The sequence below is a fragment of the Clostridium sp. JS66 genome (assembly GCF_033561535.1).
Taxonomy (GTDB): Bacteria; Bacillota; Clostridia; order Clostridiales; family Clostridiaceae; genus Clostridium_AM; species Clostridium_AM carboxidivorans.
Genome location: NZ_CP131467.1, coordinates 5,137,728 through 5,151,255, shown reverse-complemented (window position 1 = coordinate 5,151,255; position 13,528 = coordinate 5,137,728). Strand labels below are relative to the sequence as shown.

At 27.8% G+C, this 13,528-nt stretch carries 15 protein-coding genes; 13 read left to right on the top strand and 2 right to left on the bottom strand.

What is annotated here, in order from left to right; all coding sequences use genetic code 11:
- Positions 1 to 10 precede the first annotated feature (10 nt).
- The 9 genes from arcC to scpB all read left to right on the top strand — a co-directional run bounded on the left by arcC (position 11) and on the right by scpB (position 6,944).
- A complete protein-coding gene (arcC, locus tag Q6H37_RS23825) occupies positions 11 to 949 on the top strand; it encodes a carbamate kinase (protein ID WP_318737108.1) in 939 nt (312 codons plus the stop codon).
- 351 nt (positions 950 to 1,300) lie between these two features.
- Complete coding sequence (locus tag Q6H37_RS23820) at positions 1,301 to 1,471, top strand: hypothetical protein (protein WP_007060004.1); 171 nt, start codon at positions 1,301 to 1,303, stop codon at positions 1,469 to 1,471.
- 201 nt (positions 1,472 to 1,672) lie between these two features.
- Complete coding sequence (locus Q6H37_RS23815) at positions 1,673 to 2,194, top strand: NUDIX hydrolase (RefSeq protein WP_318737107.1); 522 nt, start codon at positions 1,673 to 1,675, stop codon at positions 2,192 to 2,194.
- A gap of 70 nt (positions 2,195 to 2,264) precedes the next feature.
- Positions 2,265 to 2,915, top strand: coding sequence for a stage II sporulation protein M (gene spoIIM, locus Q6H37_RS23810; RefSeq protein ID WP_318737106.1), 651 nt, complete (start codon positions 2,265 to 2,267; stop codon positions 2,913 to 2,915).
- Positions 2,912 to 3,145: an endonuclease III gene (locus Q6H37_RS23805; RefSeq protein WP_318737105.1), complete on the top strand. Its 234-nt coding sequence runs from the start codon at positions 2,912 to 2,914 to the stop codon at positions 3,143 to 3,145. The genes spoIIM and Q6H37_RS23805 overlap by 4 nt, the downstream gene beginning before the upstream one ends.
- A gap of 25 nt (positions 3,146 to 3,170) precedes the next feature.
- The gene (xerD, locus tag Q6H37_RS23800; protein WP_318737103.1) at positions 3,171 to 4,049 is read left to right on the top strand and encodes a site-specific tyrosine recombinase XerD; all 879 of its coding nucleotides are present in this window, start codon (positions 3,171 to 3,173) and stop codon (positions 4,047 to 4,049) included.
- A gap of 168 nt (positions 4,050 to 4,217) precedes the next feature.
- Entirely contained in the window at positions 4,218 to 5,402 is a 1,185-nt protein-coding gene (locus Q6H37_RS23795) for a D-alanyl-D-alanine carboxypeptidase family protein (protein WP_318737102.1), read from the top strand.
- A 203-nt stretch (positions 5,403 to 5,605) separates the two neighbouring features.
- Positions 5,606 to 6,367 carry a segregation/condensation protein A gene (locus Q6H37_RS23790; RefSeq protein WP_318737100.1) on the top strand — a complete coding sequence of 254 codons (762 nt, stop codon included), beginning with the start codon at positions 5,606 to 5,608 and terminating at the stop codon, positions 6,365 to 6,367.
- Positions 6,354 to 6,944: an SMC-Scp complex subunit ScpB gene (gene scpB, locus Q6H37_RS23785; protein ID WP_318737098.1), complete on the top strand. Its 591-nt coding sequence runs from the start codon at positions 6,354 to 6,356 to the stop codon at positions 6,942 to 6,944. Before Q6H37_RS23790 ends, scpB begins: the two co-directional genes overlap by 14 nt.
- 49 nt (positions 6,945 to 6,993) lie before the next feature.
- Here the strand turns inward: scpB and ytfJ are convergent, their stop codons facing one another.
- Both ytfJ and Q6H37_RS23775 read right to left on the bottom strand, forming a co-directional pair.
- Positions 6,994 to 7,479 (bottom strand): GerW family sporulation protein, encoded by a 486-nt coding sequence (ytfJ, locus tag Q6H37_RS23780; RefSeq protein WP_412523886.1) that lies wholly within the window; start codon positions 7,477 to 7,479, stop codon positions 6,994 to 6,996.
- 19 nt (positions 7,480 to 7,498) lie between these two features.
- Positions 7,499 to 8,014 (bottom strand): DUF2953 domain-containing protein, encoded by a 516-nt coding sequence (locus Q6H37_RS23775; RefSeq protein WP_318737096.1) that lies wholly within the window; start codon positions 8,012 to 8,014, stop codon positions 7,499 to 7,501.
- Between the two features lie 212 nt (positions 8,015 to 8,226).
- Between Q6H37_RS23775 and Q6H37_RS23770 the strand changes: the two genes are divergently transcribed.
- The 4 genes from Q6H37_RS23770 (at position 8,227) to Q6H37_RS23755 (ending at position 13,522) form a co-directional block, all read left to right on the top strand.
- On the top strand, positions 8,227 to 9,375 hold the full coding sequence (locus Q6H37_RS23770) for a D-alanyl-D-alanine carboxypeptidase family protein (RefSeq protein WP_318737095.1): 1,149 nt from the start codon (positions 8,227 to 8,229) through the stop codon (positions 9,373 to 9,375).
- Between the two features lie 1,297 nt (positions 9,376 to 10,672).
- A complete protein-coding gene (locus Q6H37_RS23765; protein WP_318737094.1) occupies positions 10,673 to 11,089 on the top strand; it encodes a SoxR reducing system RseC family protein in 417 nt (138 codons plus the stop codon).
- Positions 11,090 to 11,189: 100 nt separating this feature from the next.
- Complete coding sequence (rsxC, locus tag Q6H37_RS23760) at positions 11,190 to 12,515, top strand: electron transport complex subunit RsxC (RefSeq protein ID WP_318737093.1); 1,326 nt, start codon at positions 11,190 to 11,192, stop codon at positions 12,513 to 12,515.
- Between the two features lie 14 nt (positions 12,516 to 12,529).
- Complete coding sequence (locus Q6H37_RS23755) at positions 12,530 to 13,522, top strand: RnfABCDGE type electron transport complex subunit D (RefSeq protein ID WP_318737091.1); 993 nt, start codon at positions 12,530 to 12,532, stop codon at positions 13,520 to 13,522.
- The last annotated feature ends 6 nt before the right edge of the window (positions 13,523 to 13,528 follow it).

Genomic DNA, 13,528 nt, shown 5'->3' with positions numbered 1-13,528 from the left:
GGTAATAATAATGAGAATTGTAGTAGCACTAGGTGGAAATGCTTTGCAAGCTGAAGGAAAACCAGCAACTGCAGAATCACAATTAGAAGTTGTTAAAGAAACTGTTATATACTTAGCAGATATGATAGAAAAAGGTCATGAACTTATTATAGCTCATGGCAATGGTCCTCAAGTCGGTAGGCTTGTTATACAAAATGAATATGCTAGCAAGGTAACACCAGCTATGCCTTTTGACGTTTGTGGTGCTATGAGCCAAGGGATGATTGGATATCACATACAACAAGCTTTAAAGGATGAATTAAAGAGAAGAAATATAAGTAAGCCAGTATCTTCAATAATTACTCAAGTTGTTGTTGATAAAAATGATAAAGGCTTTCAAAAACCAACTAAACCAATTGGGCCTTTTTATAATGAAGAAGAAGCTAAGACTTTAGAAAAAGAAAAAGGTTATATAATGGTAGAAGATGCTGGTAGAGGGTATAGAAGAGTTGTTGCATCTCCTCAACCTGAAAAAATAGTTGAACTTAATACTGTAAAAACATTAGTAAATGAAGGACAAGTAGTTATAACTGTCGGAGGCGGTGGTATTCCTGTGGTAGAAGACGAACAAGGTTTTCTTCATGGGGTAGCAGCAGTTATAGATAAAGATTTTGCTTCTGAGAAGCTTGCTGAAGATTTAGATGCTGATATGTTATTAATTTTAACAGCAGTAGATAGAGTAGCTGTAAACTTTGGTAAATCAAATCAAAAGAATCTTTCAGTTATGAGCATAAAAGATGCTGAAAAGTATATAGATGAAGGACAATTTGCTCCAGGAAGTATGCTTCCTAAAGTAAAGGCTGCAATTAAGTTTGCTGCATCTAAAAAAGGAAGAAAAACTTTAATTGCATCTCTAAGTAGAGCAAAAGATGCACTAATGGGCAATAGTGGAACAATAGTAGAACAATAGGTGTAAGTTCATAGTCTTTTATAAATATAATATAAATAAAAAATTTCTAAAAATGAGTATTTGTTATGTTTAGATCTAAATTTAACAAATACTCATTTTATCTTATTAATAAAGTTATTTTAAAGTTATTGTTTTTTTACTTTATCATTTCTATTTTGTATATTGAATAAATTGTTAAATAAGTGTAACATATAAATATAAAAAGTAAATTTCAACTATAATTGGTTATTTGCTTGAGAAAATAATAAAAATTTTGTAATAGGTTGTGTAAAAAATGTTATAAAATTAAAAATATAATATTCTAAAAAATGAATTAAGGACATAATATTTTAACAAAAGGAAGGTGATACTATGAAACTGGATTTAGATATTGAAGAAATTAAAAACATAAAGGATTTATTAATAAGTAGAATTAATGATCTAAGGGATAAATTAGCAGATGATCAGGATAAAGAAGAAGAAGTAAAGGAAATTATAAGAAATTACAAAAGGCTTGTAAAGAAGATTGAAAGTCAAATATGAAAATGAAAAATGAATTAGCACTACCCTCTAGATAATAATGTTTTAATATTGTCTAGAGGGTAGTGTAGTATTTATAAATAAAAAGTTTAATGATATTCCTATAATTGACAAGTATATATGTAAAGTATAAAATTAATTTAATTAAATTAAATAAGAGAAAAGTTTACACGCATTATTTATGAAATTTGGAGGTAATATAAGGTGCAGTTTGAAGAAAAAACTTTACTCAATGAAAATATATATAAAGGTAAAATTATTGAAGTTAATTTGAAAACCGTTGAACTTCCTAATGGAAAAGAGGCAAAAAGAGAAATAATAAATCATCCTGGTGGTGTGGCTATACTTGCATATAAAGACAAAGATACTATACTTTTGGTAGAGCAGTTTAGAAAACCTTTAGAAAGAAACTTATTGGAGCTGCCAGCAGGAAAAATTGAAAGAGGTGAAGAACCAAAAATTTGCGGTATAAGAGAGCTTGAAGAAGAAACAGGATATAAGGCAAATAAATTTAGTTATTTAGGAAAAATAGTTACAAGTCCTGGATTTTGTGATGAATATATATATCTATATAAGGCAGAGGATTTATATAAGGGAAGCACAGGATTACAGGACGAAGATGAATTTATAAATGTAAAGGAATTAAAAATAGATATTGTAAAAGAAATGATAAAAAAAGGTGAAATAATAGATGCTAAAACTATAAGTGCTTTTATGATGGAGTAATGTATGCATATAACTCTTTTGTTTTTCATAGATATTTAAAAAAGGTGATTAACAAAAGGGGGATGAAATTATGTCAGAAAACAAAGTATTAGGACTTTTAAATAAGCATGTACAAAGTAATTTTTGGCTGTATATCATAAGTCTTCTATGTATATGTACAGGGATAGTATTAGGAATGTACAGTGTAAGGTACATGGGAAGCTTTGATAAAACAGATCTTTTAAGCTACATTAAAAATTTTAATACTGCCATTAATTCAGGAAATATAAGCTATAAATCTATATTCTCAGAAACATTAAAAAGTAATGTTCCTATCTTACTCGCAATGTGGTTTCTTGGTCTTACTATGATAGGAATTCCTATCATTTTAATTATAGATATTATAAAGGGGTTTACCATAGGATTTACTATAAGTTTTATGGTAAATGGAATGGGAATGAAAGGGATGATGTTTTCACTTCTTGGAGTATTGCCACAAAACATAATATATATTCCATGCTTTATATTGGCTTCAGTAGTTGCTATGGATTTTTCTATGGCAATACTAAAAGATAAATCTAATAGACAATGGACATCTAATATTTGGGTTATGGTTACATCATATTCCTTATCATTTTTGCTAGTAGCTGCAGTTATGTTTATAGGTTTTCTTATGGAAACATATGTAACTCCTAATATAGTTAAACTTATTATAGCAAGTCTTGGGAGCATTATAATATGAATATAGATGAGAAAATGTATGACTTTACAATAACTGTACTAAAATGCTTCTTTATATTAATAGTTTTAGGATTGTTTTTACCCAAATTATTAGATTATGTTTTTTATAATTTTATAAATAAGCCTAATATTTATGATAATAGTATATTAGTAAATAACTTAGTTCATAGAAATATTGATATCCTCAATAATTATATTATTGTTTTTAATAAATTTTTAGGGCTTTGGTAAACTGTTCTAAAGGATGGGGAAAGATATGGATAAAGTTTTGTTAAAATACATTGAAAATTTAGAAAAAAAGAAAGTAAGCAAAAATACCATGGATGCTTATGTAAGAGATATAAGTAAGTTTTATAATTTTATAAAAGAGAGAAATGAAAATGTAGTGGAAATAGAAGTAGTTTCTATAATGGCATATGTTCAGCAATTGCAAAAAGAAGGAAGAGCTACTTCTTCTATTATAAGAAATATAGTTTCTCTTAGAAATTTTTACAAGTATCTTGCAATTAAAGGATTTATAAATGAAAATCCTATGATTAATTATGAAATACCAAAAGTTAAACATAATATTCCTAAAATTTTAACTGTAGAAGAAGTGGATACACTTCTTTCGGCACCAGATTTAAGCACAAATAAAGGCATAAGAGATAAAGCTATGTTGGAAGTACTTTATGCCACTGGTATGAAGGTTACAGAAATTTTAAATATTACTATATATGATATAAATTTAAAGCTTGCTTATATAAAATGTAAAGGTTCAAAAAATCAAGAAAGAATTATACCTATAGGGTCTATTGCCATACAATGTTTACAGGAATATTTAAAAATAAGATCACAAATTAATATATATAATTTAGATCTGCTTTTTATAAATTTAAGAGGAATTCAAATGACCAGACAGGGATTTTGGAAGATAGTAAAATATTATGCAAAGGCGGCAGGAGTAGATAAACATATAAATGCATTTACCCTAAGGCATTCTTTCGCAGTTCATTTACTTCAAAATGGGGCTGACATAAAGTCTGTACAGGAGCTGCTTGGACATAAAGATTTATCAGCAACTCAAATATATTCTTCTATTTCTAGAAAGAATAAAATTGCAGAGGTATATAAAAAATCACATCCCAGAGCATAGAGGTTGCTAAAGCCAGAGTTATATTCTCTGGCTTTATTAATTTTTTACAATAAAAATATACACTATTTTTTATACAAATTTTAAATTTGTCAAGCAATATTTTTTATTTCCTCATAATATTATTAGTTTCGGGAAAAAATACATTTTGAAGAAAGGAGGAAATGAAAGATGAAAAAGAAAACTTTATTAAGCATAATACTAATTTTATCTTTAATTTTAGGTATTTTTACAAAAGCAGTTAAAGCTGAACCAGGAGCAAATACTAAGGTTGAAGATAACTTAATGAAAGTAGATGCTAAATCAGCATTACTTATGGAGCCTTTAAGTGGCAAAATAATTTATGAAAAAAACTGTCATGAAAAATTAGCACCAGCTTCAGTTACAAAGGTTATGACTATGCTTTTAACAATGGAAAGTGTGGATTCAGGTAAAATAAAATTATCTGATAAGGTTACTATAAGTGAAAATGCGAAAAAGATGGGTGGAAGTTCTATGCTTCTTGATACAGGAGAAGTAAGAACTGTAGAGGAATTAATAAAAGGAATAGGTATAGCATCTGGTAATGATGCAGCTGTTGCTATGGCAGAATATTTAGGAGGCAGTCAGGAAGGCTTTGTTAAACTTATGAATGAAAGAGCTCATAAGCTTGGAATGAAGGATACTAATTTTAATAACTGTACAGGATTGAGTTCACCAGGGCATGTTACTACAGCTTATGATATAGCTATTATGTCAAGAGAACTGTTAAAACATCCAGATATATTAAAGTATACAGGTACATATATGGAAACTATATCTGAAGGAAGAAAAAGTCCTATAGGTTTAGTAAATCATAATAAGCTTGTAAGATTTTTTAAAGGCTGTGATGGCTTAAAAACAGGGTTTACTGATGAAGCTAAATATTGCATATCTGCAACTGCTACAAGAGATGGAGTGAGAATGTTAGCTGTAATAATGGGATCTCCTACATATAAAGTGAGAAATAAAGATGCAAGTATGCTTATGAATTATGGATTTTCAAAATATGAAAATAAAAAACTTATAGAAAAAGGAAAAGATGTTGAAAAAGTAAATTTAAATAGAAAGGGAGATAGATTCTTTATAGCAAAAGCACAAGATGATTTTAGTGTAGTTTTAGAAAGAGGAAAAGATGCTAAGGTAAGCAAAAAAGTAGTTATAGATAAAGACAAAAAAGAATATAAATCTAATGAAATTGTAGGATATTGTGAAGTATATGTAGAAGGTAAAGTAGTAGGAAAAGTTAAGCTTTATAGCGATCGAGATGTGAAAAAACCAGGAATTATTGGAAACTTAAGAGATAATTTTGTAAGAATATTAGATAGAGGGGTTTAAATATAAATTTTCAATGGTTTTAAAGCCATTGAAAATTTAATTTTTTTGATTATGAGTAGAAATGTGTAAAAATAAAGAGGTTGACTTATAATTAAATACTGTAGATAATTAATACAGATACTTAAACAATGAAATTTTATACTTTAAGCATATTGCGAAGCAATATTTTTAATTTATAAGTGTTTGGAATTAGGAGAGATAAAATGTCTTTAAACATTAAAATAGAAAATTTTGAAGGCCCTTTTGATTTATTGCTTCATTTAATAAAAAAAAATAAAATGGATATATATGATATCAAGATATATGATATCACCAACCAGTACTTGGAGTATGTAAAAGCTATGGAGGAAATGGATCTTGAAATAACTTCGGAATTTATAGTAATATCAGCTACACTAATCGAAATAAAGTCAAAGATGCTTTTACCAAAACCTAAAATTGATGAAAATGCAGTAGATAGTGATGAAAAGGATCCTAGAGAGGAATTAATAAACAAGCTTATTGAATATAGAAAGTTTAAGGAAAGTGCTAAATTTTTTAAGGATAGGGAGCAAGGAATAGGAAGAATGTTCAGTAAAAAACCAGAAATAATAGAGGAAAAGAATAAGAGTTTTGATCCAAAAGATTTCCTTAAAGGAGTAACTATGCTTCATTTGTTTGAGATTTATGGCAAACTCATGAATGTATATAAAAATAAAATAAATACTGAAAATGTAATTGATAAAGAAATTCCATTGGACAGGTTTAAGATAGAAGATAAAATTGACTACTTGAAGGAAATTATGATAAATGATAAAAGAATTGTTTTTTCTAATATAGTAAAACATTGTTCTCACAAAATGGAAGTAGTAGTTACATTTCTTGCTTTATTAGAGCTTATGAAATTGAGAGTTATAAAAGTAGTTCAAGAAAATAATTTTAAAGAAATTTATGTGGAAAGGATAAATAATAATGAAGGATATTAATATAAATCAAATGGAGATAGAAGAGGCATCATCTAAGAATATATACTTTTCTATAATAGAATCTCTGCTATTTGTATCAGGTGAACCAATAGATATAAAACAAATAGCTTCAATAATAGAGTGCAGTATAAAGTTTACAAAAGAATTAATGGCAGAAATGATAAAACATTATGAAGAAGAATCTAGGGGTATAACAATAATAAAAGTAAATGAAAGCTATGGATTGGTTACTAAGTCAAAAAATAGTGATTATGTAGAAAAGCTTTTAGGCACAAATTCAAGGCAGTCGTTGTCCCAAGCAGCTTTGGAAACTTTGGCTATTATTGCATATAAACAGCCAATAACAAGGATAGATATAGATGAAATAAGAGGAGTAAAAAGTGATAGAGCTTTAACTACTCTTGTGCAGAAGGGTTTAATTAAGGAATCAGGAAGGTTGGATGTGCCCGGTAGACCTATATTATATGGTACTACTGAAGAGTTTTTAAAGTATTTTGGCCTAGAAGACCTTAATAGTATACCATATTTAGATGATTTAATTGGTGATAATATAGATGAAGAAAAAATTGAGGATTAAATATTAAAGATTAGCTGATTTACATAATTAAATCGGCTAATCTTTAATATTATTCATTAGAATTTTTTTCAGTTTGTTTTTCTTCAGATGTTTCTTTAGAATCTCCTTTAGATTCTTCTTTAGATTGTTCTTTTGAATCTTTTTTATGATTTTCTGTATTTTTCTCTTTAGTTATGTTTTTGATAAAATCCATTACTTGAGGAATGGAGTCGATTATTTTATCATAAGTATTTTGTTGATTCAATGACAAAAGCCTTACAGAATCTTGTTTTGTAACTAGAAAAGCTACAGGTTTTACAGTAACACCTGCACCAGAACCGCCACCAAAAGGATAATTAGATCCAGTATCACCTGTATTTCTATTATCAAATTCACTTCCTCCAGAAGCGAAACCAAAAGAAACTTTAGATATTGGAATGATCAAAGTTCCATCTTTGGCTTCTACAGCATCACCTACTATGGTATTAACATCTATCATATCTTTAATATTTTCCATAGTACTTTTCATTAAATTTTCTATAGGATGACTATCCATAATAAATTCCTCCATTTGTTTAAGTTTTACTAAGAATTGTTTTTTGATTTATTCTCCAGACCTTATATATTATATATATTATATAAATAACTTTAGCAAAATTAACAAAAATTATACTGTTTAATTCTAATTTTAAAATAAACTTCTTTAAATCAGGTACGATACAAATAGAATGTTTTTTTATTTTAAAAGGATAATTTAATAATTTTATTACTAAAGGAAATAATGCACAAAATAGTCCATAGCATATAGCTGTGTAGGCAGCATCATTTAGACCATATTGAAGATTAAGTTTAAATCTAAGGGTAGGTTTGAATTTATTCCTATTCAATAAATGTAAAAGTAGTTTTATATCTTCAAAATAAAAATTTAATTTATTTTTATTTTCATCTTCTTTTTCATAAGATTTAAATTTTGAAATCAACTCTATATTATATATGTATATACATAATTTTTTGTCTACATATTTAATTTTAAACATAATTGGTATTGGTATTAACAATATTAAAATAATAATACTAAAAATAATTAGCACTAAATTTTCCTCCAAAATTCCTCTAATAACTATCCCTTTATATATTTGAGTTTATAGAATATTAAAATTCAATAACCATGTTCATTAATAATTATATCCATTAAAGGAATTTATATAACTGGATAGAAAAAATTTATGGGTTAATTTAAATATTAAATGAGAAAATAATTATATACTTAGTTGCAAAAATAAAACTATATTTGAAAGGAGGAATGTTATCTGTGAAAAATAAATTTAAATATATTAATATATTAATTTTAACAGTATTTATAGTAACTTTATTTATGCCAATAGATGTGCGAGCTTTAGAAAATAGTAATGATAATGGCAAAGAAAATGTTACTAAAGATATATATGTAGATGCTGGATATGCTATAGCATTAGATAGTAAATCTAAAGTAGTACTTTATGAAAAAAAAGCATATACCTTAGTTCCAATGGCAAGTACAACTAAAATAATGACTACATTGGTAGCTATAAAATATGGTGATTTAGAAAGGAAAATAGAAATATCGGGAAAAGCAGCTGGCATAAGAGGATCTACGGTAGGTTTTAAGAAAGGAGAAAAAATATCATTAAAAGAGCTTTTGTATGGGTTAATGCTTAGGTCTGGGAATGATGCAGCTATAGCTATTGCAGAAGGTGTAAGTGGAAGTGTTGAGGAATTTGTACAGCTTATGAATGAATACGCTAGTGAAATAGGTGTTTTGAATACACATTTTCATTCACCACACGGATTAGATTATGAGGATCATTACACAACAGCTTACGACTTAGCGCTTATTACTGCAAAAGCTAAGGAAATTAAGCTTTTTAATGACATTGTAAGTTCTAAAGATGTAGATGGAAAAACATATAATTTTACAAGAAGTTATCATAATATAAATAAAATATTGTGGCAATTGCCTGAAGCTAACGGTGTAAAAACAGGATATACAGGTAAGGCAGGTAAGTGTTTGGTAACTTCAAGTAAAGTACAAGGAAATGATGTTATTGTTGTAGTTTTAAATTGTAGAGAAAGATGGAAGGAAACAAAGAAAATTTATGATTATGTTAATAAAAACTATGAATTTAAAAGGATATTTTCTAAAGGAGAAAATGCTGGAAGTATAAATTTGCATAAGGATGTTTTAAATTTGGAATATGAGGATGATATTATTATACCATTGAAAAATAAAGTTAATTATAGTGTTAAAATTGTAAAACCAGAAAAAATAGATGGGGTTATTAAAAAAGGGGATAAAGTAGGAAATGTTTGCATATATGAAGATGAAAATATAATTTATAAATCAAATCTTATTGCATCAAACAATTATAATAGGAGCAAAATATGGAATTTTATTATGAAACACTATAAATAAATATATTAAATTCCATTTTAAGTATTTACATGTAAAGGTGTATGCTTATAAGATGTTATAGTTAAAATGCTATACATAAAAAAAGCATATGCCAATTTTTTATATTTATTTCATAATTTATATGATCTTAAAGCAATGTTAACAAAAAATTTACAAAATACATTGTAAGATTACTCAGATATAATTTTAACAATAATATTATGTTAATTAGTATAAAATTTTAACTGAAAAAGTTATGTATTGATCAATAAAAAGCCTTCCTTTGAATACAAAAAGAATTATGTTTTTAATAGCAATTAATTTATTGAAAATAATAAAAAAAAATAAATTTTTTATTCAGAAATAATTTATAATATAAAAGGTGTTAATTCAATAAAACTAATGCTCTAATACTAGAACATAAAGACTATAACAATGAAAGCATATATTATGTAATACAATAAAATTCCCGGTTAATTTAAATAATATAGAATGTAATATAGAAAGTATAACAACAAAAGTTAAATAAAAAAGGTACGCCTAGCTCACCAGTAAATATAATGATAAATGAAATGTAAAGGAGAAAATATTGCACAATAAGAAAAATTGTTAAGGTTCATGTGAAATTTATTAACATATACAATTTGTAGTAGAAAATTTGAATTTATTGAGGAAAGACTAGAAAAATAAGTTTAGATTGATTTAAATTTAACATTGTAATAAAATGAATTACATCAAAAAAATGTAATTTCACCAAGTAAAAAAAGCAATATATTATGCTAAAATATTAATAAAATAGCATTAATGTATGTTTATTTTAGAAAAACTTACAATATATATAAAAAAAACATGAAATAAAATGCTTAAATGTAAAAATAATGATGAACTTGTAATAAAAATTAAGTTTACACACAATTTTTTCGTAAGCGTTTGCAAAAGCATATTGTAATTAAATTTTTAACATGTATAATTAGACTTAGAGGGTCAAGTTCTGTTATATAAAAAATATAAAAGTTAATTTTATATGATGTAAAATTAAAAAAGTAACATTAAAATTGCAAATATTGTACTTGGACAAATTTATAATATAAAAGATAATCTTTTATATTAAAACATTTTAACATTACTATAACAGCAATTTTTTTATATTAGTACAGAATGGAAAATTTAATTAGTACAGGCCTATAATAAAATTTAAGGCAAATAAATTTTATATCAAAATTATGCATATACATGAAAAATTAAAGTATTAATAATTAGTAATAGTATAAAATTTATTACTTAATAAAGTAAATAAGATTTTAAAGGGGTGAGAAGTGTGAATAAAGAAACAGAAGGAGTTGTGATTCAAACAATAGGAGATATAGCTAAAGTTAAAGCTAATAGACATGGTGATTGCAAAAATTGTGGAGCTTGTCCAGGAGATAAAGCTATGGTGGTAGATGCAATAAATACTATTGGAGCTAAACCAGGACAACGTGTCAGTTTTGAAATTAAAGAAGTAAATATGTTGAAGGCAGCTTTTGTAGTTTATATTTTACCTCTTATGTCGGTTTTTATAGGTGCATTAATTGGAGGATTTGTAGCTAAAAAGATTGCACAAGATACTGTAGTGTGTGAAGTAATTGGTGGTGTGTTAGCATTTATTTTATCTATTATATATATAAAATTTTTTGATAGAGCTGCTAACAAAGATGAAAAAATGAAACCTACAATTACACGTATTTTATCTTAGATTTAAATAAGTTTTTAAATTTTCGCTTAAAGTTAAATTTATATAAATTTTCTTTATAAAAGACTATATCATTAAAATTATGTAAAAGAGGTGTTTAAAGATGTTTAAAAGTTTCCGAGGTGGGGTACATCCTAATGACAGAAAAAGTTATACTTCAGGCAAAGCTATAGAAGTACTACCAGTACCCAATAAGGTTACAATTCCTGTTAGACAACACATTGGCGCGCCTTGTTCACCAATAGTAAAAAAAGGTGATGAAGTAAAAAAAGGACAGGTTATTGCAAAAACAGACGCTTTTGTTTCTGCTAATATTCATGCTTCAATATCAGGTACAGTAGTGGATATTGGTGATTATAACCATCCTGTATTTGGTAAGTGCCAAGCAATTGTTATTGAAAATGACGGGAAAGATGAATGGGTAGAAGGAATACCTGTGGAAAGAAATGACTGGGAAAAGTTAGACAAAAAGGAACTGCTAAGTATTATTAAGGAGGCAGGCATTGTTGGAATGGGAGGAGCAACTTTCCCTACACATGTTAAGCTTTCTCCACCACCAGATAAAAAGGTTGATACGTTTATTCTAAATGCAGCTGAATGTGAACCTTATTTAACAGCTGACCATAGAATGATGCTTGAACAAAGTGAACGTATTGTTAATGGTGTAAAAATAACAATGAAGGTTCTTGGCATTGATAAGGGTTATGTTGGTATAGAACAAAACAAACCAGATGCTATAGATGTTATGCAAAAAGCATTTGAAGGTACAGGGGTACAAGTTGTTGGACTTCCAACAAAATATCCTCAAGGTGCTGAAAAAATGTTAATCAGAGTTTTAGTAGATAAGGAAGTACCATCTGGTGGATTGCCAGCAGATGTAGGTGTTGTAGTTCAAAATGTTGGTACTGTTGCAGCTATAAGTGATGCAGTACTTAAAGGAATTCCATTAATAGAAAGAGTTACAACTGTTAGTGGTGGAGCTATAAAAGAGCCTAAAAATCTTTTAGTAAGAGTGGGCACTCTATTTTCAGATGCAATAGAATATTGTGGAGGTTTTTCAGAAACTCCAGAAAAATTACTTTCGGGCGGTCCTATGATGGGAATGGCTCAAGCTAATATAGATTTACCTATAATTAAGGGTGTATCTGGAATATTAGCTTTAAGTAAAAAAGATGTTAACTCAGGAAGAGAATCAGCATGCATTCATTGTGGACGTTGTGTAGAGGTATGCCCTATGCACTTAGTTCCAAGTAAGCTTAGTATTCTTGGTGAAAGAGGTTTATACGAGCAAGCTAAAGAAGAAGCAAATCTTTTAGATTGCGTAGAATGCGGAAGTTGTGTTTATGTATGCCCTGCTAAACGTAATATTGTTCAATATATAAAATATTGTAAGGCACAAAATGCAGCTCAAAATGCAAAGAAGAAATAAGGGGGAGAATATTAATGGCTGAAGTAGAATTAAAAGACAAGCTATTTACCGTTTCTGCATCACCACATATTCGTTCAGAAGAATCTGTTTCTAAAATTATGTGGACTGTTAATGCAACTTTAGTACCAGCAGCTATTTTTGGTATTTGGAATTTTGGAATTAATGCATTAGTTTCAATTATAGCAGGTATTGTATCTGCAGTAGTTTTTGAATATGCTGTACAAAAAATAAGAAATAAACCTATAACTATAAGTGATGGTAGTGCTGTTTTAACAGGATTACTTATAGCAATGTGCGTTTCGCCAAAGGTTCCATTTTATATGGTTATATTTGGTTCGTTTATTGCCATAGTTATAGCAAAACATTCTATGGGCGGATTAGGTTACAATATATTTAACCCAGCTCACATAGGTAGAGCAGCTATGATGGCTTCATGGCCAGTATTTATGACAAGTTGGACAGTTCTTCGTGCTTCTGGTGTTGATGCTGTAACAAGTGCTACACCTTTAGGAATTTTAAAATTACAAGGTTATTCAAAACTTCTTGAAACTTTTGGAGGACAAGCAAATCTTTATAAGGCATTATTTATAGGTACTCGTAATGGTTGTATTGGTGAAACTTCAACAGTTTTATTAGTTCTTGGAGGATTGTATTTAATTTATAAAAAATATATTAACTGGGAAGTACCTGTTGTTATGATAGCAACAGTTGGCATTTTAACTTGGGTATTTGGACCATCAGGTATGTTTACAGGAGATCCAGTATTCCATATGATGGCGGGTGGATTAATAATAGGAGCATTCTTTATGGCTACTGATATGGTTACTACTCCAATTACACGAAAAGGACAAATCATATTTGCTTTTGGAGCAGGATTAATTACTACATTGATTAGATTAAAGGGTGGATATCCAGAAGGCGTTTGTTATTCATTATTACTTATGAACTGTGTAAGTCCTTTAATTGATCGTCTATGCCCTCCAAAAAAATTCGGAGCAAGGAGGTAATTAAAA